Source organism: Paenibacillus sp. FSL R7-0179 (assembly GCF_038002265.1).
Lineage (GTDB): Bacteria > Bacillota > Bacilli > Paenibacillales > Paenibacillaceae > Paenibacillus_AQ.
The window spans coordinates 3,597,685-3,623,717 of sequence record NZ_JBBOCC010000002.1; the positions used below are offsets into that span (position 1 = coordinate 3,597,685).

Annotated in this window: 21 protein-coding genes; 7 read left to right on the forward strand and 14 right to left on the reverse strand. The window is 51.4% G+C overall.

Annotated elements, in window-relative coordinates; genetic code table 11:
- Window positions 1-143: 143 nt before the first annotated feature.
- The 4 genes from MKX63_RS32175 to MKX63_RS32190 form a co-directional block, all read right to left on the reverse strand.
- The gene (locus tag MKX63_RS32175; protein ID WP_341023008.1) at window positions 144-2,087 is read right to left on the reverse strand and encodes an ABC transporter permease; all 1,944 of its coding nucleotides are present in this window, start codon (window positions 2,085-2,087) and stop codon (window positions 144-146) included.
- Window positions 2,084-2,839, reverse strand: a complete 756-nt coding sequence (locus tag MKX63_RS32180) for an ABC transporter ATP-binding protein (protein WP_341023009.1) — start codon at window positions 2,837-2,839, stop codon at window positions 2,084-2,086. The genes MKX63_RS32175 and MKX63_RS32180 overlap by 4 nt, the downstream gene beginning before the upstream one ends.
- A gap of 98 nt (window positions 2,840-2,937) precedes the next feature.
- Window positions 2,938-3,942: a sensor histidine kinase gene (locus MKX63_RS32185; protein ID WP_341023011.1), complete on the reverse strand. Its 1,005-nt coding sequence runs from the start codon at window positions 3,940-3,942 to the stop codon at window positions 2,938-2,940.
- Entirely contained in the window at window positions 3,939-4,628 is a 690-nt protein-coding gene (locus tag MKX63_RS32190) for a response regulator transcription factor (RefSeq protein ID WP_341023012.1), read from the reverse strand. The genes MKX63_RS32185 and MKX63_RS32190 overlap by 4 nt, the downstream gene beginning before the upstream one ends.
- Window positions 4,629-5,256: 628 nt before the next feature.
- On the opposite strand from MKX63_RS32190, the gene MKX63_RS32195 reads away from it, so the two are divergent.
- From MKX63_RS32195 to MKX63_RS32205, 3 genes are read left to right on the forward strand one after another with little or no spacing between them, the layout of a single operon-like run.
- The gene (locus tag MKX63_RS32195; protein WP_341023013.1) at window positions 5,257-6,363 is read left to right on the forward strand and encodes an ArsR family transcriptional regulator; all 1,107 of its coding nucleotides are present in this window, start codon (window positions 5,257-5,259) and stop codon (window positions 6,361-6,363) included.
- A gap of 29 nt (window positions 6,364-6,392) precedes the next feature.
- Window positions 6,393-8,240 carry an ABC transporter ATP-binding protein gene (locus MKX63_RS32200; RefSeq protein ID WP_341023014.1) on the forward strand — a complete coding sequence of 616 codons (1,848 nt, stop codon included), beginning with the start codon at window positions 6,393-6,395 and terminating at the stop codon, window positions 8,238-8,240.
- A complete protein-coding gene (locus tag MKX63_RS32205; protein ID WP_341023015.1) occupies window positions 8,230-10,065 on the forward strand; it encodes an ABC transporter ATP-binding protein in 1,836 nt (611 codons plus the stop codon). The genes MKX63_RS32200 and MKX63_RS32205 overlap by 11 nt, the downstream gene beginning before the upstream one ends.
- 21 nt (window positions 10,066-10,086) lie before the next feature.
- On the opposite strand, the gene MKX63_RS32210 is transcribed toward MKX63_RS32205, so the two are convergent.
- The 3 genes from MKX63_RS32210 to MKX63_RS32220 form a co-directional block, all read right to left on the reverse strand.
- Window positions 10,087-10,785, reverse strand: a complete 699-nt coding sequence (locus MKX63_RS32210; RefSeq protein ID WP_341023017.1) for a hypothetical protein — start codon at window positions 10,783-10,785, stop codon at window positions 10,087-10,089.
- A gap of 205 nt (window positions 10,786-10,990) precedes the next feature.
- Entirely contained in the window at window positions 10,991-11,545 is a 555-nt protein-coding gene (locus MKX63_RS32215) for a hypothetical protein (protein ID WP_341023018.1), read from the reverse strand.
- A 101-nt stretch (window positions 11,546-11,646) separates the two neighbouring features.
- Window positions 11,647-12,195: a GNAT family N-acetyltransferase gene (locus tag MKX63_RS32220; protein WP_341023020.1), complete on the reverse strand. Its 549-nt coding sequence runs from the start codon at window positions 12,193-12,195 to the stop codon at window positions 11,647-11,649.
- A 211-nt stretch (window positions 12,196-12,406) separates the two neighbouring features.
- On the opposite strand from MKX63_RS32220, the gene MKX63_RS32225 reads away from it, so the two are divergent.
- Entirely contained in the window at window positions 12,407-13,354 is a 948-nt protein-coding gene (locus MKX63_RS32225) for a serine hydrolase domain-containing protein (RefSeq protein ID WP_341023021.1), read from the forward strand.
- Between the two features lie 291 nt (window positions 13,355-13,645).
- Here MKX63_RS32225 and MKX63_RS32230 read toward each other — a convergent pair whose 3' ends face one another.
- The 5 genes from MKX63_RS32230 to MKX63_RS32250 all read right to left on the reverse strand — a co-directional run bounded on the left by MKX63_RS32230 (window position 13,646) and on the right by MKX63_RS32250 (window position 19,483).
- Complete coding sequence (locus tag MKX63_RS32230) at window positions 13,646-13,819, reverse strand: hypothetical protein (RefSeq protein ID WP_341023022.1); 174 nt, start codon at window positions 13,817-13,819, stop codon at window positions 13,646-13,648.
- Window positions 13,820-14,207: 388 nt separating this feature from the next.
- A complete protein-coding gene (locus MKX63_RS32235) occupies window positions 14,208-14,966 on the reverse strand; it encodes a CPBP family intramembrane glutamic endopeptidase (RefSeq protein WP_341023023.1) in 759 nt (252 codons plus the stop codon).
- A 468-nt stretch (window positions 14,967-15,434) separates the two neighbouring features.
- Window positions 15,435-17,429 (reverse strand): chemotaxis protein CheA, encoded by a 1,995-nt coding sequence (locus MKX63_RS32240; protein WP_341023024.1) that lies wholly within the window; start codon window positions 17,427-17,429, stop codon window positions 15,435-15,437.
- Between the two features lie 15 nt (window positions 17,430-17,444).
- On the reverse strand, window positions 17,445-17,870 hold the full coding sequence (locus tag MKX63_RS32245; protein ID WP_341023025.1) for a chemotaxis protein CheW: 426 nt from the start codon (window positions 17,868-17,870) through the stop codon (window positions 17,445-17,447).
- Between the two features lie 23 nt (window positions 17,871-17,893).
- Window positions 17,894-19,483 (reverse strand): methyl-accepting chemotaxis protein, encoded by a 1,590-nt coding sequence (locus MKX63_RS32250; protein ID WP_341023026.1) that lies wholly within the window; start codon window positions 19,481-19,483, stop codon window positions 17,894-17,896.
- Window positions 19,484-19,789: 306 nt separating this feature from the next.
- Here MKX63_RS32250 and MKX63_RS32255 point away from each other — a divergent pair, with 306 nt between their 5' ends.
- Window positions 19,790-21,127, forward strand: coding sequence for an MFS transporter (locus MKX63_RS32255; RefSeq protein ID WP_341023028.1), 1,338 nt, complete (start codon window positions 19,790-19,792; stop codon window positions 21,125-21,127).
- Between the two features lie 309 nt (window positions 21,128-21,436).
- Window positions 21,437-22,192, forward strand: coding sequence for a PIG-L deacetylase family protein (locus MKX63_RS32260; protein WP_341023030.1), 756 nt, complete (start codon window positions 21,437-21,439; stop codon window positions 22,190-22,192).
- 444 nt (window positions 22,193-22,636) lie between these two features.
- Here the strand turns inward: MKX63_RS32260 and MKX63_RS32265 are convergent, their stop codons facing one another.
- Window positions 22,637-23,467, reverse strand: a complete 831-nt coding sequence (locus tag MKX63_RS32265; RefSeq protein ID WP_341023034.1) for a GNAT family N-acetyltransferase — start codon at window positions 23,465-23,467, stop codon at window positions 22,637-22,639.
- A 138-nt stretch (window positions 23,468-23,605) separates the two neighbouring features.
- Here MKX63_RS32265 and MKX63_RS32270 point away from each other — a divergent pair, with 138 nt between their 5' ends.
- Complete coding sequence (locus tag MKX63_RS32270) at window positions 23,606-24,643, forward strand: asparaginase (protein WP_341023036.1); 1,038 nt, start codon at window positions 23,606-23,608, stop codon at window positions 24,641-24,643.
- Here MKX63_RS32270 and MKX63_RS32275 read toward each other — a convergent pair.
- Window positions 24,640-26,019 carry a sensor histidine kinase gene (locus MKX63_RS32275; RefSeq protein ID WP_341023037.1) on the reverse strand — a complete coding sequence of 460 codons (1,380 nt, stop codon included), beginning with the start codon at window positions 26,017-26,019 and terminating at the stop codon, window positions 24,640-24,642. The genes MKX63_RS32270 and MKX63_RS32275 overlap by 4 nt on opposite strands.
- Window positions 26,020-26,033: the final 14 nt, after the last annotated feature.

The following is a 26,033-nucleotide window of genomic DNA, read 5'->3' on the forward strand; positions in this document are numbered from 1 at the left end:
CCTCCGTTTCAGTCTTATTATACCATTATCGCTGCCTGTTTTGCGTAAGGCAAGAGGTGGGCCCTTATGGATTGCAACAATATGATTACATGCACGCAAAAAGAAAAGGACAGCCCCAAGGCTATCCTCATCATTGCATATAATTACAGTGATTCCCGGATCACCCGCTTGTAATACAAGACTGACAGGAGGCCGAAGATCGAATACAGCACAGTATATAGCCCCATAACTACGAACATCGGGGTCAGCATCTCGGTTCCAAACAGGAACCAGCCGGATTTTACCGCAAAATAACTGTGACACAGGCCGACAATCAGCGGAATACCAAAATTGAACAGCTGCTTGAACTGGATACCTCGCAGAAGGTCCCCTTGGGTGAAGCCCAGCTTGCGCAGGATCGTATATCCCTCCCGCTCCTCCTCGCCTTCATCCATCTGCTTGAAGTAAAGAATACAGCCGGAGGTAATCAGGAACGTCAAGCCCAGGAAGCCGACAATGAACATAATCAGGCCCATATTGGTCCGCTGGTTGAACTCAAACTCGTATTGCGAGAAGCTTTGCAGCTCTGGCTTTTGCTGCTTATAAATCTCATACGCATGCTTGGCCTGCGAAGATTCCGTAAGATTTAGACCGTAATAGATTCCTCCGCCCTTCACTCTTTTCTGCTCATCCGGGTCTTTATGCTGGAGTAATTCCTGGAAGACAGAATCATCCACTACGAACACCCCCAAGATTCCCCCGCCAAAATAGAACGGCAGCACAGTCTCCTCGGACAAACCCGAGAGCTGCTGCCTCATCACGCCATCCTTGGTGGAGAAGTAGAGCTCCCCCTTCTTCTTGAGCCTCAGCATAGTTTGCTTTGTAGTCGTATACCCTTTAATCGCTACCTCGCCCGGCTGCAAATCCATGTTCTTCAGACTGCTGTCACTAATCACAGTTGCTGAGAGAATGGTTTCATTACCCGGGGTATTCCTAGTATCCAAAACATCCTTAAGATCGACTTCTACCTGAACCGTTGGAATCTCCAGCGTGGTATAACCTATGCCGGACTTGTCGAGTGCCCCCCGGAATCCGGCCTCATCCGCCTTCTGAAGGAAGCCGTAATCATGCGGTGAACTCATTCTGGCAGAAGCCCCCACTGAATAATATGAGATATAGCTTAGAGAGAGCAGGCCGATGGCCAGCGCAGAAACCGTGGTGATGACCGTCAGCAGCAGGGCGTTCGATTTCATCCGGAACATAATGGAAGAGAGCGATAATACCTCCCGAATGGACAGGTAGCCCTTTTTGCTGCGGCGGATCAGATTGAAGAGGAAGCTGACCGAGCCTTTGTAGAACAGATATGTTCCGATAATTACCAGTGTGAGGATGGCAATCATCGCATACATCAATCCGTTCATGCCCATGAATGTGCCGCTGAACAGCTCACCGGAGATATAATACCCTCCTAAGATACTGACGATTCCAAGCACGCCGATTACAACCTCCCACAGCGACAAACGCTGAATACGTGTCTGGGAAGTGGCCGTAGCCTTGAACAGCGACAGAATGCTCTGGGCCCGGATGAAGGTGTAATTCATGATCATAATAAGCACGTACACGGCGGCAAAAACAATCACCGTCCGCTGCAAAGCCTCTGGAGAGAAGCGCAAGGCAGCCAACTGGTCGACCTCCAGAATTTTGAACAGAATCATTAGAATCAGCCGTGACATCACGAAGCCTGCGCCAATTCCCGCGAACATCGATCCGAAATACAGAATCAGATTCTCTGCGCTCAGCAGCACAAAGATTCGGCTCTTGGTCAGCCCGATCAGCTGGAACAGCCCGATCTCCTTACTTCGGCGCTTGATGAAGATCGTGTTCGCATAGAGCAGGAAGATGGCTACAATCGCAACCAGCAGGACGGAGGACGCACCGATGGCAGCCCCGCCTTTGACGGAACCCTTGACCTCATCCATGGAAGGATCGAACTGAAGAGTCACGAAGGAGAAGTACAGGGCCACACTGAAAATAAGGGCGAAGACGTAGAGATAATAGTTCTTAACATTCTTCTTAAGATTCCGCAGGATAATATAATTCAGACTCATTGCGCGACACCGCCAAGTACGCCCTGCGTGCTGATAATATCACCCAAAAAGGATTGCCGCGATTCCTCCCCCTTGTTCAGCTGGGTGTAGATTTGCCCGTCCCGGATGAACACCACGCGGCTGCAGTAGCTTGCGGCAACGGCATCATGTGTAACCATGACAATGGTGGCTTCACGCTTGCTGTTCATGGCGGCCAGCTTGTTCAGCAGATCGGACGCAGATTTGGAATCCAGGGCTCCTGTAGGCTCATCGGCAAAAATAATGCTCGGATCATGCACGAACGCCCGCGCCGCCGACGTACGCTGCTTCTGCCCCCCGGAGATTTCCGCCGGATATTTGTCCTTCAGCTCATAGATTCCCAGCTCGCCCGCTACCTGATCGAATTTCTGATGTGCCTCCTTCTTGGAGATGCCTGTAATCGACAGCGGCAGCATGATATTCTCCTTGACCGTCAAGGTGTCGAGCAGATTGTAATCCTGGAAAATAAACCCGAGATGATGCTTGCGGAACTCGGCGAGCTGCTTCTCCTTCATCCCCGTAAACTCCTTGCCCTCAATTTCAATCGTGCCTTTGCTTACCTGGTCAATCGAGGAGAGAACGTTCAGCAGCGTCGTTTTACCTGAACCTGAGGGGCCCATAATCCCGACGAACTCTCCCTTGTCAACCTGAAGATCAATGCCCCTCAGAACTTCCTGTTTATTGAATTTGTTGCCATAGGTTTTATAGATTTTGTTAGCCTGCATGATAAGCATCTGTTCCCCACTCCTTTTCTATATTTCTATCATAAGCGGGTGGATGATCATTTTCCTGCGCTTCGCCGAACAAATGGAACAGGCATGTGACACTATTGTCACATGCCTGTCAGGCGCTGAAAGTCATTTTCCCTTGGAAAAGTCAGCGTAAATACACTCCCCTGCCCAAGCACGGAAGCAGCGTGAAGTCTGATCAGCAGCGGCTCGGCAACCTGCCGGGTCAGGTACAGCCCCATGCCGGTAGCTGCCCCCTCTTGGCGGAAGCGCGATGAGGTGAAGCCTTTATCGTAGATCCGCGGCAGATCCCTGGGATCAATCCCCTGGCCGCTGTCTTCAATCACAAGCACAACATGGCCGCCCTCTTCACGGCTCCGGATGACGATATCGGACGCTTCGCTGTATTTCACAGCATTGGTCAAGAGCTGCCGAAGCATGAAGGCCAGCCATTTGCCGTCTGTCAGCACAGTCTCAGCTTCAAGCTCCACATCGAACCCGATGCGTTTGGAGATGCACCAGGATTTCAGTGCCCGGATCTCCTTATTAAGAATAGGAGCAAGACTGACCTTCTCAATGAACAGATCATTGCGGATGAAGGGAATCCGCTTCTGATGCAGCTGCTGGTCAAGCAGATGGTGGATGCGCAGCCATTCGTACATCATCTGTCTTTGCAGGGTCTCATCCGGCAGGCGCTCTATCATGAGCTGCATAGCAGTCAGCGGAGTCTTGACCTCATGGATCCAGGCCAGCAGCTCGTCCTTCTCCGATTCCAGCAGCTGGACATTCATGGAGGATTCACGCTTGTAGCGGTCCGTCTGGGCGCTTACCGCCTCATGGACCAGCCGCTCCATCGGACTGCCCGGCTCCAGGACCGCTTGCAGCTCATAGATCTGATCCCAGGAGGCAAGGCTCTTATAGAACCGGGTCTCCCGGGAATAGCGCAGAAAGACGAAGGCCAGGCAGAGCAGCGTATTGAGGAGTACAATGTACAGGACCGGCAGCAGCGGAATGGCAGAGTCAATATAGGCCACGAATAGAATAATCAGCTGGAAGACTGCCAGCAGGAGCAGCCAGCTCCGCTTCTCAGTGAGGTATTTCCTTATCATTGTTCCGCCTCTTCTGTCGCCATATACCCTTGCCCGACCTTGGTCTCAATGTAGGTATCCAGGCCGAGCGGCTCCAGCTTCTTGCGCAGCCGGTTCACATTCACAGTCAGTGTATTATCGCTGACAAAATGCTCGTTGTCCCATAGGCTGGTGATGATCTCCTCACGCGCTACAATGGTGTTTTTGCGCTCCAGCAGGATTTTGAGAATCAGCATCTCATTCTTCGTGAGCAGCGCCGCTCCCCCGCTCCCCGTGACCGTATTCTTCACAAATTCAATCGCCGCTCCGCGCCAGGTCTTCAGCTCTGTACCCTCCATGCTGTAATTATAGACCCGGCGGAGGGTCGCCTGAATCTTGGCAATCAGCACCTCGAAGTGGAACGGCTTCTGAATGAAATCATCGGCCCCCAGCTGCATCGACATCACCATATCGCTCGGATGGTCCCGGGAGGAGAGGAAAATAATCGGCACCTTGGAGTGGCTGCGTATAATCCGGCACCAGTGGAATCCGTCGAAGCGCGGCAGCTGGATATCAATCACCACCAGGTCAGGCTTCACCTCCGAGAATTCCTGCAGGACCTTATCGAATTCCGTAACCCCGTACACCTCATACGACCACTGGGCCAGGCGCTCCCTGATCTCCCCGAACAGCGTAATATCGTCTTCAATCAGCATAATTTTGAACACAAAGGACTCTCCTTCAGCAGGTATTTCGTTAATCCGCATATGCCCTTAATTCTACCTCAAATCACGAACTGTTCATAGAAAAGGCCGGCATTCCTACGCAACGTATGACTCATTATGTACGTAGTTTATTAAAGGAAGGCTGGAGGATGAAGGGGGATGCTGAACCGAGCGAGGCCTATCTTAGCTCCAGACGCTTCAACGGAGCCGTACTCATGTGGATTGGATCATTTTTTATCATCATGGGGATCTTGCTTTTGCTCTAATGGGATGACCATTTCAAGTAGTTCAAGCTGCAATAATGTACTATAGTCCTTGTCACGCCGGGTGTACATTCAGTAACTCTGGCATAACCATTTCCGGTCTCCTCCATTAAAATTCTTCCAAAAGCCGCAATTCAGCGGTCGAACTGGCTCATCAAAGTCCTGTTTAGGGCTTCCGGTGAGGCAGTTATTTGGCGTTCCACCCGTAAACTGAAAGGCTCACCATCCATACAATTCTCATCCGAACATAATTCCTACTTTACAAACTTCTGTTTTTAGCTTAATTTAACATTAAGTAATAACTGAATGTTGATGATGAATAATTAATATTCAATGCTTTTATTACAGAGTATAAGAGGGAGGAACAAATGAACGATTCTTTGCAAGAGACACTACTGAAGAATATCCGTTTTGCGTACAACGAGTCTATTGAGTTTATTGTTTCCATGGGAATGTTGGCCTGTGAGGATCAGCTGGCAGATCTGGCAACGGAATATAAAATCGAAATTGATGAGCTGCTCGGAACCTATTTTGAAGATGCCCGCAAGCTATTGTCACCTCATTTCACTCGTGAGCTGATGTTTTTTTTCCGTCATAACTTTTTTCACAATGCACTGGATTTCCCGTTATATGAATCTGCCTGTTCCTATCCAGAAGCGCAGACTGCCGAAGAATGGATCAACAGACTGGAGAAAAGCCCTGCTGAGCACATCGTTTCAGAGATGGTCTATGGCGTCTACCACGATAATTTGGATGCATTATTGAAGGGCAACGATTGGGAGGTCGTCAAAAAGGATCTCAATAAACTCTTAGAACTTGCTTCGGACACGCAACCTCAGCCTGAGGTGGTAGAAGCCCATGGTCCGCTGCTTGAATGCCTTGCACGTCCGCAAGAAACCAAGCTGCGTTATATACAGCTCCTGCGTCAATTCCATCAGGATGTTTTCATTCACTGGAAAGACCGGATTCAAGCAATTTCTGAACAGGCCTCACTCCGTTATGAGACACAGTTCCACAGTAACCCGGAGGTTTTTATTCGTGAACTTCATAAGAATGAGCCTGCAATCTTTGACTTTCCTGCCACCTTCCATGTCAGCTTTGTTTCACAGGTGAACAACAGCTTCTACAATTTCCATACAGAAACCGGGCAGATAGGCTGGGTCATCTTCGGCGTACACAATGACCGCGTATACGGACCCGTTGCCGACCGGGAGAAGACCGAGCTGTTCCTCAAGGTCTTCTCGGATAAACGGCGTCTGGATCTCCTGCTTCTGCTCAAACAGCGGCCGCACTATGGTAAGGAAATCGCGGCTGCGCTTGGCATTACACCTGCAGCTGTGAATTATCATGCCAACTTCCTGTTTTTCCTGGATCTTTTGGACATCGAACGGGTAGATCACCGACTGTATTATGTGCTCAGAACCGATACTTTGCGCAATCTGCTTGCCTTAACAACAAAAGTCATGCTGGATTAAGACCCAATTATTAACTGGAGGGGTTCCCCTTGGATCGGACCACTAATACCGGAGCATTACCACTAGAGAAACAGCCCGCCGCTGCCCAAAATATCTTTATCCGTTTGCTGAAGCTCGGCAAACCTTATACTGGCTGGTATATCATCCTTTGTTTTTTTGCAGCCATCACCTCACTTACAAGCGTAGGTATTGCTGAAATTCTACGGCGTATTATTAATGCAGCTACACACCATGACACTTCCGGTCTTGCAGCCGCGATGACTTTGGCCGTTGTCATTATAGTTATCGATGCTGGAGTCCACTTTCTGAATACCTATCTCTCAGGACTGCTGGAGATCAAATCCACCTCCAGGCTCCAGGTCTCCCTGCTGACAAGATTAATGAACATTCAGATGAAAGAGCTGGACCGTTATCATTCCGCCGATCTGATCAGCCGGATGAACGATTCTGCACCAGCCGCCCAGCAAGGAATTAACAGGAAGACCATCGAACTGATCAGCAATCTATTGCAAATCGCATTTCTGCTGACTTATCTTTTGTCTCTGCAGTTTGTTCTAACCCTGGGTACTATACTTATCTGTTCGCTAGTCCCGCTGGTCATGCTCCCCTTTACCTCCAGGCTTCGCAGGATGAATGAGCAGCGCCAGAGTATTGAGAGTGAACAACAGGCATTCGTTCAAGATTCGATACAGGGCGCTGAGGTCGTGCGTGCTTTCTCCCTTGCTTCCCGCCTGCTAGGGCAGTTCAACCATAGAGTCCGTCAGTTTAACACTGTTCATTTGTCAGTATCACGGGTTGAAGCCGTAGGATACAATATGCCTCTGGCTGTTACCCTCGGCGGATTGCTCTATGTTCTATCTTATGGTGGCTATCTGGTAGTCGGAGGCCGGCTTGATGTAGGGGCCGTTGCCGCTTTTCTTATCTGTTTTGAGCAAATTTCTAACCCGATATCCAAGCTTGCCAATCTATGGACTGAATTACAAGCTTCACTGGCACAAGGTAAACGCTTATTTGAGATTATGGATCTGCCCTTGGAAGGCGAGAGCCCGGCTAATACAGACGATGCAGAACAGCACTCTGAAGCATGGACTGAAGATAATCAGCCTGTAGCCGGTCAGCTGCCCCTTTTATTCCGTAATATCACCTTCGGGTACGGACAACACAACGTATTAGCCGGCCTCCATCTGCGGATTGAACCCGGAAAGGTAACTGCCTTTGCAGGTGCGAGCGGCAGCGGCAAAAGCACCATTCTTCAGCTAATGCTTGCAGCTTATGTGCCTGATGGAGGGAGCATTCATCATGGCGGCATGCCTTTACATACGATTCCACCGCATAGCTGGCGCAGACATATCGCCTACGTATCCCAGGAGCCTTATCTATTCTCCGGTACGCTATACGAGAATATTGCCTGGGGACGACCCGGGGCATCCCGTGAAGAAGTTATATCCGCTGCCAATAATGCGGGTATTCACGAGTTCATTATGGGAACTCCCCTGCAATATGAGACGATTATCGGTGAAAGGGGGCTTACTTTATCAGGAGGTGAACGTCAGAGGCTATCCATTGCCCGGGCCTTCGTCCGCGAACCGGGGCTGTTGCTGCTTGATGAGCCTACTGCTGCCCTTGACAGCCAAAATGAGGAGGTTGTTCAGCAGGCTTTGCAGGTGCTGATGATGAACCGGACCACGGTGGTGATTGCTCACCGGCTGTCAACCATCAGGCATGCGGACCATATTTACTTCATGGAAGCAGGAGCGATTGCTGAACAAGGGACACATGAAGAACTGATGGCCATGCAGGGCAAGTACCACGCTATGGCCCAGGCAGGTGTCCAGACAGAGGCAATTGCCGGAGGAGGATTACAAAATGAATGCTAATTTATCTTCAACTGGGCGAATCCGGCTTCGGGAAGCGCTCAAGCGGCTGCTGCCTTATATCAAGCCATACCGGCTCGGATTTCTGACAGCTGTAGTATTGCTCACAGCCAAGCTTGCTCTGGATGTAGGGTTTGCAACGATTCAGCAGGTTTTCATTGATACTATTAACAATACCGATATGCAGTCCTTGACAAGGATAACCGTCATTTGTTCTCTGGCTTGTCTAGTGACTATCATCTGTCTTATGCTGCAGCATTACCTCCGCTTCACCGTTCACAGCCGTATGTCCTGGGATTTCCGGGCAAAGCTCTTTGACACCAGTCACCGGCTGCCCTATAGCCAGCTGCAAGCTATGCACTCCGGGGATCTGACCTCGCGTAATACTAAGGATGCGGGAACAGCCATGGGAATGATCAGTAGTCTGGTTTACGATCTGGGTTATAATCTATTGCTCTGCTTGGTAGCATTTCTCTATTTAGCCAGTATGGATGTATGGCTCGCACTGCTTGCCCTTGGCACGGGACCCGTGGTCTTTCTGTCAGGACGTTTCTTTGACCGCAGACTACGCAAGCTGTTCACGCAGATCTATGCCCAGGAAGCTCTGTTACGGGGAATTCTGCAGGAGACTACCCAAGGGATGAAGGTCGTCCGTTCATTTTCACTGGAGAATATGCTGCTGAGCAGGTATGCCACTGAACGCAGAAAGCTGAACCAGCTTCAAAAGCAAAGAACCTTGCTGAATGCCCTGCTCTGGCATTCTTCCGCTTTCATCAACAACGCTGTAATGATCAGCTGTGCTGTACTTATTGCAAGATCAGCGATGCGGGGAGAGACCACAGCAGGAGAAGTGCTTGCCTTCATCCTCCTGATGGGACGAGTTCAATGGCCGTTCGTCGAAATGTCGCAGACCTGGGGCGGGGTACAGGAATCACTCGGTGCAGCTGATCGTGTATTTGAAATTCTTGATGCTTCTTTGGAAGGTGAAGCATACAGCGACCGCTTCTCTTCCCCTGGATCAGTTACCACTACTGAGGAGAACGTATTAAGTATACAGGGGCTCTGCTATAGCTTCGCTGGGCCTCAGTCCAAGGAGAAGACCGGCTTATCAGAGATTAATCTCCAGCTGCAGCATGGCGAGACCGTCGCTGTTGTCGGACCCAGCGGCTCGGGTAAAACAACACTGGTAAGATTATGCTGCGGACTGTACGAACTGCAAGCCGGCAGTATTAGCGTGTGCGGTAATGCGGTACACAGTCAATTGGAAGAGGCCCGCCGGATGATCTCCTATGTACCGCAGAACCCCTACTTGTTCTCGGGCAGTATCCGGGAGAATATTGCATTCAGCGCAGCTGAGGCAACTGACGGGGAGATACGAGAAGCCGCCCGGTTGGCAGGTGCAGATGAATTTATCATGCGCCTGCCGGAAGGCTATGACACAATGATTAGTGAACATGGCTCCTCCTTATCCGGTGGTCAAAGACAACGCCTGGCCATCGCCAGAGCATTCCTGCGAAATGCACCGCTCCTGCTGCTGGATGAAGCTACATCAGCACTTGATAATGAGTCCGAACGGCTGGTGCAGCAATCCCTCCAACGGCTAATGACAGACAGGACCACCCTCGTGATAGCCCACAGACTGTCAACGGTACGGGATGCCTCTCGGATTATAGTTCTTAACCAGGGGACAATCGCCGAGGAAGGGACACACGATGAACTGCTAGAGCAAAACGGACTCTATGCTGACCTCTACCACTTACAATTCAGCTCTACAAAAGCTGGAACCAGGGGTTCTGCACTACTTACGGAATCGCTTACTGCAGGATGACTCGGAGTCTAGCAACATTCATCATTCGGATATTGACCCATGTACCGGGGGCTCAATCGTTCCGTTGCCCCGAACATCTGTAATGATCTTGGTAGCGATTATTTTCCCGGCCTGATCCAGTCCTTCGATCTCGAACGGAACGCCCGCAGTCGCCGCTTGAAAAGCAAACCAGACCGTCCGGCCGGAAGCCGTCGTAATAAGCTTCGCTTCAGATTTGTCTGTGCCGGCTTCCTTTTGCTGAACAATGATTTGCTGAATGGCCGGGTCCAGCACCTCTCCGAATACCAGTGGAAACGGCGTGGAGACCTGCTCTATTTCAGGTACCCTCATATAATTCATAGCCGCTGAGGAAGGAGCTTCGCCTTGTCCATATCCCGCGCCCCAGACCCATTTCCATCCAAGCCAAGTTTTGCGGACATACTCTATCTGAAGATCGCCGCCTTTCTGCTGGCCTGACCGGGTAAGGAATACAAGCTCTCCCCTGCCGACCGTCTCCTTATGTACAACCGTAATGGAATCCGACTCACGGAACAACCGCACGGCTTCCTCAGGGCTACTGCCAAGCGGAATTTGAAGGGTCTCCTTCAGCCCTAAGTCTTGCGACATCCGCCGGTCAGACCAGCCGCCTGGTTTTTCATACATATATAATAAGATATAGAGTACCGCTACCGAGGCAAGAATCACTCCGGCTGCTATCCCCCATCTGCGGGTAGTTTTCATCTTTTTATACATCCCCAATCCCAAGTGTTTACGCTTACAATGACTTCCATCTAACTATAGAATATTTCTGGTCAGATTACAAAAGTACCCCTGCAGCAAGCTGTAAACATATACATTCTTATATTTGCAAAAAGCCAGCAGACCAGGCTCCAAGTGGGCCTTCATCTGCTGGCTTATGTCATTCACATCTATGCTGTATACTATATTATTTAACTTCAGTAGCTCCGGTTACTTTACCTTCAAGTACAGCTGTTGCCTTCACATCTTCGCTGGAGAAGTACAGGTTGCCGTCGATAGTAGCATCCTTGTACAGGTTGAAGCCGTTAGCTTCTACATATACATCACCTTTGATCGTACCGCCTTGAACGCGGAAGTTCTCGCTCTGTACCGTTACTTTTGGTGCGGTAAGGGTGTAAGTAGCTGTAACTTTGTGGTCGGCATCCTGTGCGTACAGGGCCAGCTTACGGTAGATTGGCTTAGCTGTATCGTTCTTGTCGTGGAATTCGCCTGCTACCACTACATCCTTGTCCACAGTCAGATCGTTCAGAACAGCAACAATCCAGGTTCCCTTGTCGCTTACTGCATTAATGAAAGAGTCTGCCTGGTTCACGATCGAAGCGGAGGTTTTTGCATCTGTCTGCTCTGTTGCCGGTGCAGTTGTCGCTGCTGCCCCTTTGTCTGCATTGTTTTTATCCGATCCACAACCCGACAACAAAGCTACCGATACGCCTGCTACTACTAATACTTTAAATAATTTCATTTTAATTCCCCCTGTTTCTTTAAGTTAATCTTATTATATATTAAAATTTAATGAATACAACGTGATAATTTTCACGAATTTGTGTCTTTTTTCACAAACATTCATATTTGCTCTTTCAAAGTATCCTCCCACTCCTCTCTAAGGAGCCCCATCCGGATAGAATCATAGAAAATTCCGTTATAGTATCGGCATCGTCTCAGCCTGGCCTCCATTGTCATGCCCAGCTTCTTTCCTGCTTTCAGCATGCGATCATTCCCGGACCAGGTGGTGTAGCCGACACGGACTAACGGAAGGCTAGAGAATAAATGACTGATCCACAGCTTAAGAGCTCTAGTTCCGTAACCGCTGCTCCAATAAGCAGGATCATAAATGACAATCCCCATCTCCAGCCAGTATGAAGGCTCATGCTCCCAGTAATAGCTGACATCGCCTATAACGACACCCTCTACTTCTATTACCCAATTCTTCCCGCCTCCAATAATTTCGGCCCGCTTCCCGTAGTAAGTCTCCCATGTAATGCGTTTGTGTTCATAATATGGCGCATCCCATTTCTTCCATTCCGGGGCTTCCTCTTTATAGGCGAGCTCCCACAGCCTGGGCAGATCCTCTTCAGCTATCGGACGTATCCGCAATTCGTGATCCTGAACCATACATCTCCTCCGCTTCTGTATACCTGACGTTAACTTCTTAGCGTTTATTATATATTCTTATAATAACTGACTATTGCAAGCCGTGACTGGTAATAAATGTGTATAAACAAATTGGACTTCCCGGCGTCAGATTGAGATAATACAGGGTAACTCGTCGGGCAAGTACACAGACACTCAGATGATATATGTATATACAGAAAGGATAATCCGAATGAACCTGTCCACCCTGTCGGCCTCGCTTGCGCCGCTGAATCTGCGGAGCTGTCTGATTCAGCAGCAGGGCAGGCTGATCTTCGAACATTATAGAGATCAGCGCACGGCCGCCGAGCTGGCGAAGATCAACTCCTGCACCAAGAGCATCCTCTCCGCGCTGATCTGCATTGCCATAGACCAGGGGCTGCTGCCCGGCCCTTCGGCCCCACTCAGCGTCTTCTTCCCGCAGGTTCTGCGGGATAAGGATGCACGGAAGCCGAACATTACGCTTGAGCAGCTGCTGACCATGTCCGCAGGCTTTCGCTGGACGGAGTTCGGCGGGGCCAATTCCTTCCCGAAGATGACCCGCACCCCGCATTGGGTGAATTATGTGCTGGAGCAGCCACTCGCGGATGAACCGGGTACCCGGATGGAATACAATTCGGGAGTCTCCCAATTGCTGTCTTCGATTCTGGTACAGGCCACAGGTCAGAGCACAGCCAGCTATGCCGAACAGGTTCTCTTCGGACCGCTCGGCATCCGGGATTATGACTGGGAATCGGACCCCCAGGGCATCCATACCGGCGGCTTCGGGCTGAAGCTGCGTCCGGTAGACCTGCTGAATTTTGGACAGCTCTATTTGCAGCAGGGAGTATGGAAGAATTCGCAGATCATCACCGGCCGTTGGGCCGAACGTTCCGTACAGCCAGTCATGCACACGGAGCCTCCCCGCCATGGGGGATACGGCTGGCACTGGTGGACAGATGCCCTGTCCCGCAGCACAGAAGCCGGAGAATTCAGTTTGGTAGACTACTATTACGCCCGCGGGTACGCCGGTCAATTCGTATATGTAGTGCCGGAGCTTCAGCTTGTCGCTGTGCTGACCCAAGATAACAAGCGCGGGAAGAATAATCCTCCAGTGGATGTGTTCCGTGACTATATCGTGCCTTTATTGGGGGCTACTTAAGCCTGCTTCTGAGCTTGCTGGCTGCATACCATAATAGCAGACGCACAAATCCCCGCTGCCTGATTGCTTAAGGCCCGGGGATTCATGTGTTGACTACGCTATTCAATTTAAATCTTTCCTCCAAGTAACAAAAGCCATATCCCTGACATGGTGATTGTTCTCAATTTCATGTTTCCTTGACGCTTCCGTGTTGCCCGTTCGCTCCATTTCGGAGTATTGCTCCATGTCCTGCATATGGGGTGGATTCCCGCGTACACGATTTCACGAAAAACGTTTTCACGGACGTTTTCCCTACTGTGATAAATCGCAGTTGTACGCTTCGCTAACCTTTTTCATTGGAATCACGCTCTTTCTTCCGCAAGAACCTTCTCTTGCTTGAATAATTAGCTTCGTTCTTCTTCCAATAAAGATTTGCTCTTTGGGTTCCCGCATACCCACGATCTGCCAGAAGATGTTATCATCCACCTTCTTTATCTGCAGCCGATTCCGGCATGCTTCGCTAACGCTAGTACATCGGGGCTCTCTCCTTTCCTTCATTCATTGCTAAATTTAGGAATGAGACTATCACCTGCGGTACCACTTGTAATGCTTAATTCTCTTGTTGCTGTGGTTCCTGTGGTGATGCCTACATTATACCTGAGAAACACTCAAATTTAAACTTTCAAAAACCTGCATATCCCTGCGAAATCTGCGATATTTCTGGAGGATTGTAATTGAAATGCCCATCTCTAAAAATAGCTCTGGTTAAGGATTATTTACTCCCGATAGCTGGTTTTTTTCATGTATGCGCTATCATTTCGCCGAAAAAACATCGGCCAGACTGAAGATATTCTCTTCAGTCTGGCCAGCGTAGCTACAAGGTGAGACTATGATTTCTGTGCTTGCGATTGAATACCATGAGCAGATAAATTCCATAGAGGAGATACATAATATTAAGAATGGAGACGATCAGCACCTCATGCTCCAAGTTCTCATTACTGACCATGGCCAGTGCATCATAAATAAAATGGAATGCGATCAGCGGAACAATATTCCGGCCAGTCTCGATCAGCAAAGCGAGAAGACAACCCAACAGCAGCGCATTAATCACCTGGAGAAGCGTATGTATAAGATCATTTCCGCCAAAGGCATTAGACATATGTAGAACCCCGAAGAAGATAGAGGAGAACACAATATAGAAGAGCGGGCCTCTAGATTTCAGATAATTCCAGATCACTCCTCTAAAAATGGCTTCCTCCGCGTAACCCACCAGCAGCGTCATCATAACAATGCTGATCACATCAGGCGCTCCCAGTTCAACGTTAATCCCATTCATCAGCGGCTGGGCTACGGCAATAATGATCAGCGGGATATAGAACAGTACAGCTCTGGAAGGCTCAGCCTCCAGCTTGCGGAAGCCGAAGCTCACGAGCGAGGAATCCTTTCTTTTCATATAAACAGTCACAATAATACCTATAACCAGGTAGGCGCAGGCTTGGGCATTTCTAATCCCCATATCCCCAAACTCCATAATCGTGGCTACAGCGGAGGCAATGGATACAGCCAGGGTCAAGACTACTCCCCATACCAGCGAGTAAATGAGCGGACGTCCCTGTGCAGCAGTGTTTTTCATTTCAGATCTCCTTTATAGTAGGCTAACGTATTGCCGCTTCAGGACAATAATGGATTAATTGTATGCGATGATGCCAAATTATACGATATCTATATAATCTTCCAATGAATATTGCGGAGCTTCACTTGAACCAGCATGTAACATCAAAAAAACCGGTAAGGCCGCAAGACTGCTGCAGCTTTACCGGTTTTTTGTGCTTTGCTTATTCCCTTACAGCAGTCCTGCATTCTTCACGGCATGTTCCCAGCTTGGAAAATAATACAGCGCACTTCTCATCAGCTCGGGCTCCTGCTGCTTGATCTGCTTCTTGTTCATGTTGCCCCCACCAGATTGAAGCTGCTTGATCCTACTGATAACTTCATCCGAAGCCATTGTAATATCCAACTCTTCACCCCTTTCCGGTGTTTCTTTCCATATTTTTCACCATTACTGCCGGTTCTATACCAGCTTGCGGCACTCGGAAAGTAATCAGTGGCTAACAAGATAAGAGGCATCCAGAATCAGGGCCACCCGGCCGTTGCCCAGGATGGTCGCCCCGGACAGATGGTTCATCGTTCCCAGATACGCGCCCAGGGACTTGATGACCACCTCCTGGTTGCCGATGATCTCATCGACAGCGAACGCAGCGATCCGGTCAACAGATCTTACAATCACGAGCGGAATCGTCTTGGAATGGCGCTCTGTGCGCGGATAATGCAGCTTGTCTCTGAGCCAGGAGAGCGGAACAATCCGCCCGTGGTTGATAATCGCCTGCTCCCCTTGAACAACCTGAATCTCTTCGGGAGCGATCCGTACAATCTCGGCCACATTATACATAGGGACAATCAGCACACGCCCGGAGACCTTAACCAGCAGCCCCTTGATAATAGCCAGCGTAAGCGGCAGACGAATCGTAAACAGCGTACCTGCCCCCGGCTCGGTCTGAATATCTATGATTCCGTTGAGACGTCCAATCTGACTGCGGACAATATCCATCCCCACGCCCCGCCCTGACACTTCGCTGACTTCGGAGGCCGTGGAGAAGCCCGGCTCGAAGATCAGGCTAACCGCCTCCTGCGCGGTTAAGTATCCTGCCTGCTCTTCCGTAATGATCCCTTTTCTGAGCGCAGAGGCTGTAATCCGGGCAGCATCGATGCCTTGTCCATCATCCTCCAGACGAATCACGACCTGATTCTCCTCATGAAAAGAAGTAAGCGTAATTCTGCCCTTCGGAGCCTTGCCCTGCTGCACACGCACCTCTGGACTCTCGATGCCGTGATCAGCGCTGTTACGGATCAAGTGGATCAGCGGATCACTTAGCTCTTCAATGATCATCCGGTCCAGCTCGGTCTCGCCTCCCTGAATCTGCAGCTCAATATCCTTGCCCAGCTTCTGGGCCAGATCCCTGACCAGCCGCGGAAAACGGTTAAACAGCTGATCCATCGGCAGCATCCGGGTCTTCATGACCCCTTCCTGAAGCTCTTTGATAATTCCGCCCATATGATCTGAGATCGAGCCGATATCAGGCAGAACCTTGGCGGGATCATTACGTTGTCCATTAGCGCTCAGATCGGCCAGAGAGGTCTGCTCGATCAGCAGCTCTCCCACCAGATTCATGAGATGGTCCAGCCGCTCCACACTCACCCGGACCGTTGACTGTACCTCATGGGGTTTCCCTTTGCCCGGAGCAGAGGACGAAGCTTCAGCAGGCAACGGTTCGGCAGTAGTCTGGATGTCAGTCCCGGCAACAGGTGCAGGCACGAACGGTGTAATGATAATGCTCTCGACATCTGTCTCCCCTGCCAGCTGCTCCGATATCTGCCGGATCTCGCGCGGGGAAGCAGCGACTACAGCAAATTGGCTGTATCGGGCATCTTCATCGTCTCCAGGCGCCGCCGGGGGCGCCAAGGCAGCAGCAATTACCGGTCCGCAGACCTCTTCGATACGCTGCAAGAGGATATAATGCCGGGCCGCCTTCATCTGGCAGTCCTCTCTCAAGGTGACTGCAAGGGCCAACAGCGAGTAGCCCGCTGTGGCGGCCTCTTCCACCTGAAGCAGCTGCGCTGCATTTAAGACCGGAAGCCGGACCGGCTGAGGTTCAGCCGGCTTATTAATCAGCGCCTTGATCTCTGCCACCACAGCGGAGCAATCAGTGAAGCCCTCCCCGCTGACATACTGCGTGCGCAGCAGCTTCATCGCATCCAGCGCCCGGAAGAGTGTGTCAATCAGATTGCCGGTAATCTCCGGCTTCTTCGCCCGTACCCACTCCAGCGCATACTCCACCTCATGCGTGAGATCACTCATCTCTCGGAAGCCCATAGTGGAAGCGGAGCCCTTGATCGTATGGGCTGCGCGGAAGATCGTCTGAATCAGCTCAGCGGTTGGAGCATGCTCCAGCGCAAGCAGGGACTGGTCGATCCGCTCTAATTGCTCGTTCAGCTCTTCTATGAATATATCGCGGTAAGCCGACAGTTCCATCATCATTGCTTGTTCCCCTTTTTACCCGCCCAATATTTCTTCGAGCTTCAGAATACCGATCAGCTGGTCATCCCGTTGCCCCACTCCGTGGAACACCGCATCGCGGCTGCGGCTTTGTCCGCCTGCCGGCGGATGAATCTCGGCGTACGTAGTCACCTTGTTCACCTTATCTACAATCAATCCGACGAATTCCTCGCGGTAGTTGACCACAATAATTCTTGTGCTCCGGGTATATGGCTCATCGGCCATTCCCAGCAGATTGCGCAGGCTCATGACACAGACCACCTTGCCGCGCAGATTGACTACACCTTTGACTTCATTCCGGCTGAAGGGGATATCTGTAATACTGAGCATTTTGATAATCTCATGAATCTCTTCAATACGGATGGCACAGGTCTCGGCTCCTACCGCAAGCTCGATATATTGTTCCTTCTGTAAGGACGACATAGCTTCACCTTCCGTCTGTTGAATTAATGGGTCTTGAATGCAGCTGCCGATTGGGCTAGATCCTCAGACAGCAGGGCTAAGGCCTGGCAGGTTGTCGCCGTCTCCTCAGAAGCCGCTGCCGACTCCTCGCTGGAGGCCGCAATGGACTGAACCGAGTCCATCACTTCCGCAGCCTGGGCGGATTCCTCTTCGCAGGCGGCAGCAATCTCGTTGACCTTGAGTGAAGAGGTATTGACCATCTTAATAATTTGCTCGAAGGCCTGGCTGGTCATCGAAGCCTGCTCGACACTCTCAGCCACCGCCCGGACGCTCTGCTTGGTATTCTCCTGGATGACCTTGATGATCTTCGTAATCTCCTTCGTGGCATCGCTGCTGCGTTCAGCAAGCTTGCGGACCTCGTCCGCCACCACGGCGAAGCCGCGTCCCTGTTCTCCGGCACGCGCCGCTTCAATCGCTGCGTTCAGGGCCAGGAGATTGGTCTGCTCGGCGATATCGTCAATCACTTCGATGATATCCCCGATTTTGCTGGAATCGTCTTCAAGCTGCTTCATCTGGTGATTGACGCTCTGCATCCCCTGCAGTGAAGTCTCCACTACATATCCGCCTTCCCGGGCAGTCCGCACAGTATCATTGGACAGCTCCGCCGCTTCCTCGGCGCTGGAGGCTACAGAATCAATCGCCAGCGACAGCTCCTTGAACAGCTCCGTGATATTGGTCGCCGCCGCCGACTGGTTCGTGCTGGTGCTGGCAATCTCCTGGGTGCTGGCTGAGATCTGTTCGGAAGAGGCCGCAACGCTCTGAGAATTCATCACAATCCCGTTGATTAGTTCCTTCAGGTTATGAACCATCCGGTTCAGGGCTGTAGCCAACTGTCCGACTTCATCCTTAGTTGATATATCCGCTTGCTGCGTCAGATTACCGTTAGCTACTTCAGTAGCCACATGCAGCATCTGCATCAGGGGTCTGGAGATGGATCTTGCGATCAGGTAGCCAATCAAAATACTGAGGATTACCGCCGCGATGACCACTGAGATCGTAAGGGTGAATGCCGAGGAATAAGCAGACTGTGAATGGTTGTTCGTCGCCTCTGCCAGCTCAACGTTCACCTTGATCAGACCGTCCAGATTGTTCATCACGTTCTGACCCTGAACGGCCAACTGTGTGCTCACAAATGTATTGAAGGCAGCGTCATCATCCTGCTCCGCCAGCACAAGCGCTTGATCGAACAGCTGTTCAAAGCTTGCATACTCCTTATCAAAAGAGGCCAGCAGCTCAACTTCACGGGTAGTCGTCGCCAGTGGACGGTAGTTATCCACCTTCCGGGCGAGCTCCTCGCGGCCAGCTGCAATTTTTTGTTTATAATCAGCAATCTTTACCGTATCTGTTGTATTGCTAATATCACGGATATACACCCGGTTAAGCTGATAGCTAATCTGGGCGGCAGACAGATCTCTGACCGAGATCAGGTTATTGCTGTACATTTCTTTCATATTCTGATTGCTGGTGCGCAGGGATAAGACCGAATAGACTCCAAGTCCTGCCAGGATTAAAGAGACGATCAAAAAAGCGGAGACGATCTTTGTAGCTGTTTTCAAATTCCCGAACCATTTCATAGTGCTTCCCCCTGTGGTTACATCTTAGCGTCCTTCTTGCCGGCGTTAATCTTACACTCCCCCATCAGCCGGCGGGACATCATTAGCTATATTTCGACATTTTAAATCAAAAAAATTATATTCTAATTTGTGATTTTCATATTTTTTTCATAAAACTCACTGTATTCCTCCCTTTACAAATCGAAATGTTCACTATTCCGTAGTTTGATGCAGAATCCGCTTGACAGAACAAAGAAATAAGTTATAAATAAACATAATTAGCAACCGATTCAATCCAATTCTATCCACCGCGAAAAGAGGCTTGTGATGTCAGCAAAAGTACCTGTAGCCGAAAAACTGGTGTTCTCAGGCGGTCTGCTGGGCCAGAATATGCTCTACAGCTTCATGTCGATGTACATCCTGTTCTTCTATACGGATCTGCTGGGAATTCCGGCAACCACCGCCAGTGTCATTCTGGTGGCAGCAAGCATTATCGATGCTTGTCTTGATCCGGTCATGGGCATGATTACCGACAAAACCCGCTCCAGATGGGGAAAATTCCGGCCTTATCTGCTGTTCGCCCCTTGCCTGATCGCGCTGGCCACCATCCTCTGCTTCTGGGACTTCGGCGGTTCGCGGACAGTGACTCTTGTAATCGCTACCGTCTCTTACCTGTTATGGGGAATGCTGTACACGGTCTGTGACACACCGCTCTGGGCCTTGTCGTCCGTAATCTCCACCGATCCGGGGGAACGCACCTTATTCGTCACATTGGGCAAAATCGGCGGAACGCTCGGCGCAGTCGTTATCACCATCGGCGGTATCCAGCTTCTGCTCGCCTTCGGCGGTGAACGGAATACGCAGGCTTACCTGTACTCGGCCATCATTATCGGGGTCATCGCGGCGCTGTCGATTTTCTTAACCGGGATACTCACCAAGGAACGGGTCGTCCCCTCCGCTGTGAAGATTTCTTTCCGCCAGAACCTGCAAACGGTTTACAAAAACAAGCCGCTGCTCACCCTGCTCGCCTCTCTCTTGATTATCAATCTGGTGAACGGCATCCGGCAGAGCATTCAGCTCTATTACGTGGTCTATGTCTGGGGAGATGCGGGGTATGCCACACAGGTCGGGATCGCTCTGGTAGCCGGTATGCTGCTGGGGATGATCGCTACGCCGCTGCTGCTGCGCCGCTTCGCCAAGAAGAAGGTCTTCATTATCTCCTGCATTCTGGGGAGTGTAGCCTGTATTCTGCCTTATCTGCTGGGTGACCATAACGTATTGAACACCCTGGTGTTCTTCGGGGTCAGCTTCTTTTTCTCCGGCATGACAACGATTGTCAGCACCTCGATGCTGCTCGATACGATTGATTATTCGGAATGGAAGCTTGGCTTCCGGGGAGAGGGCATTGTGTTCTCGACGAACACCTTCATTACCAAGTTCAGCGGGGCGGTGTCGCGGATGATTATCGGAGCCAGTCTCGGCCTGCTCAGCTACGTGGAGAATCAGCCGGCGACTCCGCAGCTCCAGCATGGTCTCAGCTTCGTGATGTTCCTGCTGCCTGCACTCTGTTTCCTGGCCGCTATTCTGCCGATTCTGTTCTACAATATAACGGAGAAGCAGCGGGTACAGATCCTGAGCGAACTGAATCACAGCCGGTCCTTATAGTGGGGCTGGCGGGAGGATGGTAGCGGACGGAGGAGAGATGATGGCGTGGAGATGCTTTTCCTGATTGAAGCGTTCACGGTCAGGGGTGCGGCTGAGTGGAACGGACTCAGTTGCACTTATTTCTGCCAAGAGCTACGATTGGAGCAAGCTACGGACTCTGTCCGCAAAGCAACAAAATAGGCATTCTTTTTGTAAATAACGACTCTCCTGTCCGTAAGGAACAGGCCCGGTTGAGTAATTTCTCTTTATCCAACCTTGAGAGGGACTAACTGTACCCTTACCACAAAATAATAGGGAGGTTTTTGGATTATGGATATATCCACACTAGCGGCGTTGATGTCCCCTCCAGATCTTAGCGGGTGCCGGACGGTGTTATGTATACAGCCGCACCCGGACGATAATGAGGTAGGCATCGGCGGCACCATTGCCTCATTCGCTGAGCGGGGCTGCGAGATTCATTATCTAACCGTCACGAACGGAGATCTGGGCGCGGTGGACGAGCAGTTGTCTTCCGCCGGGATCGCCGCCATCCGCGCAAGCGAGCTGGAAGCAGCCGGAAGATTGCTGGGAGCTACGGTGTTCCACCAATTGGACCATGGTGACGGAACACTAGAGCATATCCCCGCCCTCGCGGGCGAGATTGCCGAGATCATCCGGACGGTCCAGCCGGACGTGGTACTGTGTCCTGATCCTTGGCTGAGCTATGAAGCGCATTATGATCATATCGTTACCGGCAGAGCCGCAGCCCAGGCTGTCTTGTCCTCCGGGCTGCCCCTATATCCGAGAGGCACCCTTACCCGGCCATGGCAGCCGAAGGCCATCGGCTTCTACTTCACCGCTGAGCCTAATACGGTCATCGACATCACGGACCACTTCGAGCGCAAGTTCGCGGCCATGGCCCTGCACGTCAGCCAATTCAATGAAGAACAGCTCGCCATGTACCGGTTCTATTTCGGCGAACAAGGCCGCCAGCTGGCCGAAGGCAGAGGCTTCGGGCTGGGCGAAGGTCTGAAGGTGCTGTCCCCGCTGCACCTGCACTGCTTCGTGGATGCACGGCGGATTTGAGGGCTTGGTAGGGCCGGAGAGTATGCTGGCCGGGCGTGGATTGCCGGGCCGGGGAGTGCTGAGACGTGGAGTGCCGGGACGTGGAGTGCTGAGAGGGTAGGCTAACGGAAGTTGGGCCATAGAGCGCACGCCACGCAATTCGCAGGTTCCCCTTCACTTCAGCCAACAATTGGAAAAATGTATCTTAATTCAGCGATTCCCGGCATTTGCAGGTAAAGAAGTGGAAAAACAGCATCTAATTTTGTTTATTTTCCTATTTAAGCGGAATTGCGATTTATTAAGTGCCATTTTTCCAACTATCGTCCTAGCCCCCCTCATTCGTTCATCAGCAAGTGTAGAAAATCCACCAATTTTTGTTCTTGCACTACGGCTATTCTCATTTTTCTCTCTATTACAAAAAGAGCAGCAATCCCTCATCCATAGGGAGATTGGCTGCTCTTTTTGTCAGGCAGGAAGCTCGGACAAACGGTAGTAAGGGAGGTTCAATAGCGGCTTGAAGCCCAGCTTCTGCGCCAGTCTGTAAGAGCCCACATTCTCTTGGCGGCAGCCCCAGACAGGCTCCAATCTCTGCTCCAGACAGTAATCGATTAGCTTACAGCACACGGAGAAGGCGAAATGCTTCCCACGGTGACCCGGTGCCGATTCAATCCCGATCTCCAGCTGGTCTGTTGTCCGGTAAGCCGAGAATGCGCTGGAGACCTGCTCGCCCTCCCACAGTAAAGTGTATCCTCGGCCTGCAGCCAGGAAGCGCTCTGCGTCAAGCCAGAAATACCGGGGAATCACCGAACCCGCCTGCTCGCCGAATCCCTCTCCGTTCATCTGGACAATCTCCGCATCCTGACGGAACCATTGCGCCTTCGCACGGTAGTAGACCTCCGGGTCGAACGTAAAATTCACCCGGGTCTGTATGTACATTCTGCGTGAATCCGCCGCATCAAGCCGTGCATTATGCTCAGTAAGCATTGCTTCAATCGGCGGGTCCCAGCCCCCTGCCGGATCAGCCTGCAGCCATTCCGCTGAATGCCGGCGCCCCGTCTTGTTCGTAATATAGTCGGATAAGCTCCGGTTAAACTCCTCATTGCCGGAATCCCCATAGACCAGCGACATCCCGTATTCATGAGCCACATAGAAGGAACGGGGGCTATGTACAGAATCCACATACACACTGCCTGTCGTCTGCCCGCCCAGAACGCCTTGAGCGAACAGGGTATTGATCTTCACTTCCTTTAACAGCGGCCAGGCAAGAGCGTAATCCCGGCTATCCAGCTTCAGCATGCTTGTCTCCTCTTTTCCCATCTATATTTTTCTACTTATTATACCTTACTATGTCACGCATAGAGGAATGAATGTTATAATACACTCAATGTCATGCGAATGACTTGAATCCTGGCTCAACCTGAAAGGAAACGACCTATGATTAATACCATTCCCGAAGTGAATTTTACAGCTTCCCCTTACTATAATTCCGGCCTCAAAAATGTAGTCATTCTCGCCACCGGCGGTACGATTGCCGGCAGCGGCGAAGCCCATAAAACCTTGAATTATGAGCCCGGCGCCCTGCCCGTGCAGGATCTGCTGGATAGTGTACCGCATCTGGAACGGCTGGCGAACTGTGCCGGGGTGCAGGTTAGCAATCTGTGCAGCGCCGATATTACCAGTGAACACTGGCTTACCCTGGCAACCTACATTAACACACTTGCTCTCCGGGAGGATGTGCACGGGTTCGTCATCACCCACGGCACCGACACCCTGGATGAGACGTCCTACTTCCTGAACCTGGTGATTAAGACCGACAAGCCGGTAATCATTACCGGATCTATGCGCCCGGCTACCGCAATCAGTGCCGATGGCCCTCTGAATCTGTATCAGTCGGTAGCACTGGCAGCGAATCCCGAGGCTTTCGGCCAAGGCGTGATGGTTGTCTTTGCTGAGGGAATTTATAGCGGACGGGATGTACAAAAGGTAAACACCTTCAAGGCCAATGCCTTCGACGAGCGTGATTTCGGCTGCCTCGGATATATGCGGGACAGCCACGCCTTCTTCTACACCCGCACCCTGAAGCGGCATACTACTGCAACCCAGTTCGATGTATCTGTGATCCAGGAGCTGCCGGAGGTGTCTGTAGCTTATTTCCATGTGGATGCCAATCCTGGGATTCTGGATTATCTGGCTACGATCTCCAAGGGGATTGTCATTGCCGGAGCTGGCGGAGGGATCTACAGCAAGCCTTGGATTGACAAGGTGGGGGAGCTGAAGAACAATAACATCCCGGTAGTCCGCTGCTCGCGGATTTCCAGCGGAATTACACTTAAGGATTCCTATATTGATTTGTCTGCCAATTCCATTCCCTGCAACAGCCTCGTCCCGCAAAAAGCCAGAATTCTGCTCTCCCTCGCCCTGACGCAAACCACCGGCTACGATGAAATAGCCGCAATGTTTAACGAGTACTAAACGCTGCCCGCAGATGGCGTGAACTCAAAGGTGAACACTGCGCCGCCCTCCGGGCGGTTCCGGGCGCTAAGCTCTCCGCTGCAGCGTTCCACAATAGCACGTGCGATGGCGAGTCCCAGCCCGGATTCGCCATTTTTCCCTTTGACGAACCTATGAAACAGACTGGGCAGAAGCTCCTCTGCAATGCCCGGACCATCGTCAGCAACCGTTAATGTAATCCTCCCTTTGCTTGTATGCACCTCTACATCAATACGCTTCCCGGCATAACGGACCGCATTGGATAACACGTTCAGCAGAGCTTGCAGGAGCTTATCCCGGTCTGCTCTTACCATCCCCCCGTGCTCCCCGGAGACTGCCAGATGCAACGAAAGCTTCCTTGCCGCCAGCAGTGGATTGACCCGCTCCACCGCCTCGCTCAGCAGCTCCTTCAGATCTGTATCCTCCGCCTGATAAATATCCTCTTCACTGTCCAGCTTCGCCAGAAGGGTCATTTCGCTGACCAGATCACGTAAGCGCCCGCTTTCACTCAGAATAATATCCAGTCCTTTGCGGACGCCTTCTCCTTCAAATACCCCATCCCTAATGCCCTCCGCATAACCGGCTATCGACATCAGCGGAGACTTCAGCTCATGCGAAGCATTCTGGAAAAACTGCTTCTGCACCCGGTTGAACCGGTGCAGCTCACCGGCCATCTCGTACACTGCCCTGGCGACAGAACCGATTTCACCGCCTGCCCGGACCAGATTCACCTCGGCAAACCGGCGGTTTTTCACTTTCCCCAGCTCCTGGCGCAGGCTGATCAGCGGATCAATCAGCTTCCGCGTAATGAACAGGCTGAACAGAAGCATTACTGCCGCTCCCGCAGCAAAGACAAGAATCAGCCGTTTCAAGAGCGACTGCTCGATGACCTTGATTCTGCTGACAGGTGTCAGCAGGGTGAGCTTCCCTTGGGGAAGCGTGTTGACCTGCACCAGATAACGCGGATCATTGCCAGCCCATATGCTCTGCAGGCTCCCCTGCTCCATAGCTGTGACATCCACCGTTACCCCGGACTGCGCGGGCAGGGCCGGGAGATTTCCCGAGACCACATTCCCCTGCTGGTCGCTCACAATGGCCTGTACTCCGCTGGAGAGCGTAGGATATGGAGCCGTAAGCGGCTCTGTTTTTCCCAGTGTGTATTCCCCTCCTTCCGTGAATGGAGCCTGCGTCAGACTCGCGGTCAGGGAAGCGCCAAGTGTTCTTAATCCCTCTTGCTCCGTGCCAATGAAATGGTCCATCAGCACATAATGAATCATCACTCCCGTGATGGACAGGACCAGCAGCAGAGACAGCCCAAAAGCAACGTTGAGCTGATGCACCAGCTTCAGCTTTTTCATCCGCAGGTTTAGCC

Excerpts from the sequence above, each read along its gene's own strand:
- MKX63_RS32205 (WP_341023015.1), top strand. The coding sequence starts at position 8,230 with ATGAATGCTAATTTATCTTCAACTGGGCGAATCCGGCTTCGGGAAGCG.
- MKX63_RS32195 (WP_341023013.1), top strand. The coding sequence starts at position 5,257 with ATGAACGATTCTTTGCAAGAGACACTACTGAAGAATATCCGTTTTGCG.
- MKX63_RS32210 (WP_341023017.1), bottom strand. The coding sequence starts at position 10,785 with ATGAAAACTACCCGCAGATGGGGGATAGCAGCCGGAGTGATTCTTGCC.
- MKX63_RS32215 (WP_341023018.1), bottom strand. The coding sequence starts at position 11,545 with ATGAAATTATTTAAAGTATTAGTAGTAGCAGGCGTATCGGTAGCTTTG.
- MKX63_RS32175 (WP_341023008.1), bottom strand. The coding sequence starts at position 2,087 with ATGAGTCTGAATTATATTATCCTGCGGAATCTTAAGAAGAATGTTAAG.
- MKX63_RS32235 (WP_341023023.1), bottom strand. The coding sequence starts at position 14,966 with ATGAAAAACACTGCTGCACAGGGACGTCCGCTCATTTACTCGCTGGTA.
- MKX63_RS32265 (WP_341023034.1), bottom strand. The coding sequence starts at position 23,467 with ATGCTGAAGCTGGATAGCCGGGATTACGCTCTTGCCTGGCCGCTGTTA.
- MKX63_RS32245 (WP_341023025.1), bottom strand. The coding sequence starts at position 17,870 with ATGTCGTCCTTACAGAAGGAACAATATATCGAGCTTGCGGTAGGAGCC.
- MKX63_RS32260 (WP_341023030.1), top strand. The coding sequence starts at position 21,437 with ATGGATATATCCACACTAGCGGCGTTGATGTCCCCTCCAGATCTTAGC.
- MKX63_RS32250 (WP_341023026.1), bottom strand. The coding sequence starts at position 19,483 with ATGAAATGGTTCGGGAATTTGAAAACAGCTACAAAGATCGTCTCCGCT.
- MKX63_RS32270 (WP_341023036.1), top strand. The coding sequence starts at position 23,606 with ATGATTAATACCATTCCCGAAGTGAATTTTACAGCTTCCCCTTACTAT.
- MKX63_RS32275 (WP_341023037.1), bottom strand. The coding sequence starts at position 26,019 with ATGAAAAAGCTGAAGCTGGTGCATCAGCTCAACGTTGCTTTTGGGCTG.
- MKX63_RS32240 (WP_341023024.1), bottom strand. The coding sequence starts at position 17,429 with ATGATGATGGAACTGTCGGCTTACCGCGATATATTCATAGAAGAGCTG.
- MKX63_RS32180 (WP_341023009.1), bottom strand. The coding sequence starts at position 2,839 with ATGCTTATCATGCAGGCTAACAAAATCTATAAAACCTATGGCAACAAA.
- MKX63_RS32220 (WP_341023020.1), bottom strand. The coding sequence starts at position 12,195 with ATGGTTCAGGATCACGAATTGCGGATACGTCCGATAGCTGAAGAGGAT.
- MKX63_RS32255 (WP_341023028.1), top strand. The coding sequence starts at position 19,790 with ATGTCAGCAAAAGTACCTGTAGCCGAAAAACTGGTGTTCTCAGGCGGT.
- MKX63_RS32225 (WP_341023021.1), top strand. The coding sequence starts at position 12,407 with ATGAACCTGTCCACCCTGTCGGCCTCGCTTGCGCCGCTGAATCTGCGG.
- MKX63_RS32185 (WP_341023011.1), bottom strand. The coding sequence starts at position 3,942 with ATGATAAGGAAATACCTCACTGAGAAGCGGAGCTGGCTGCTCCTGCTG.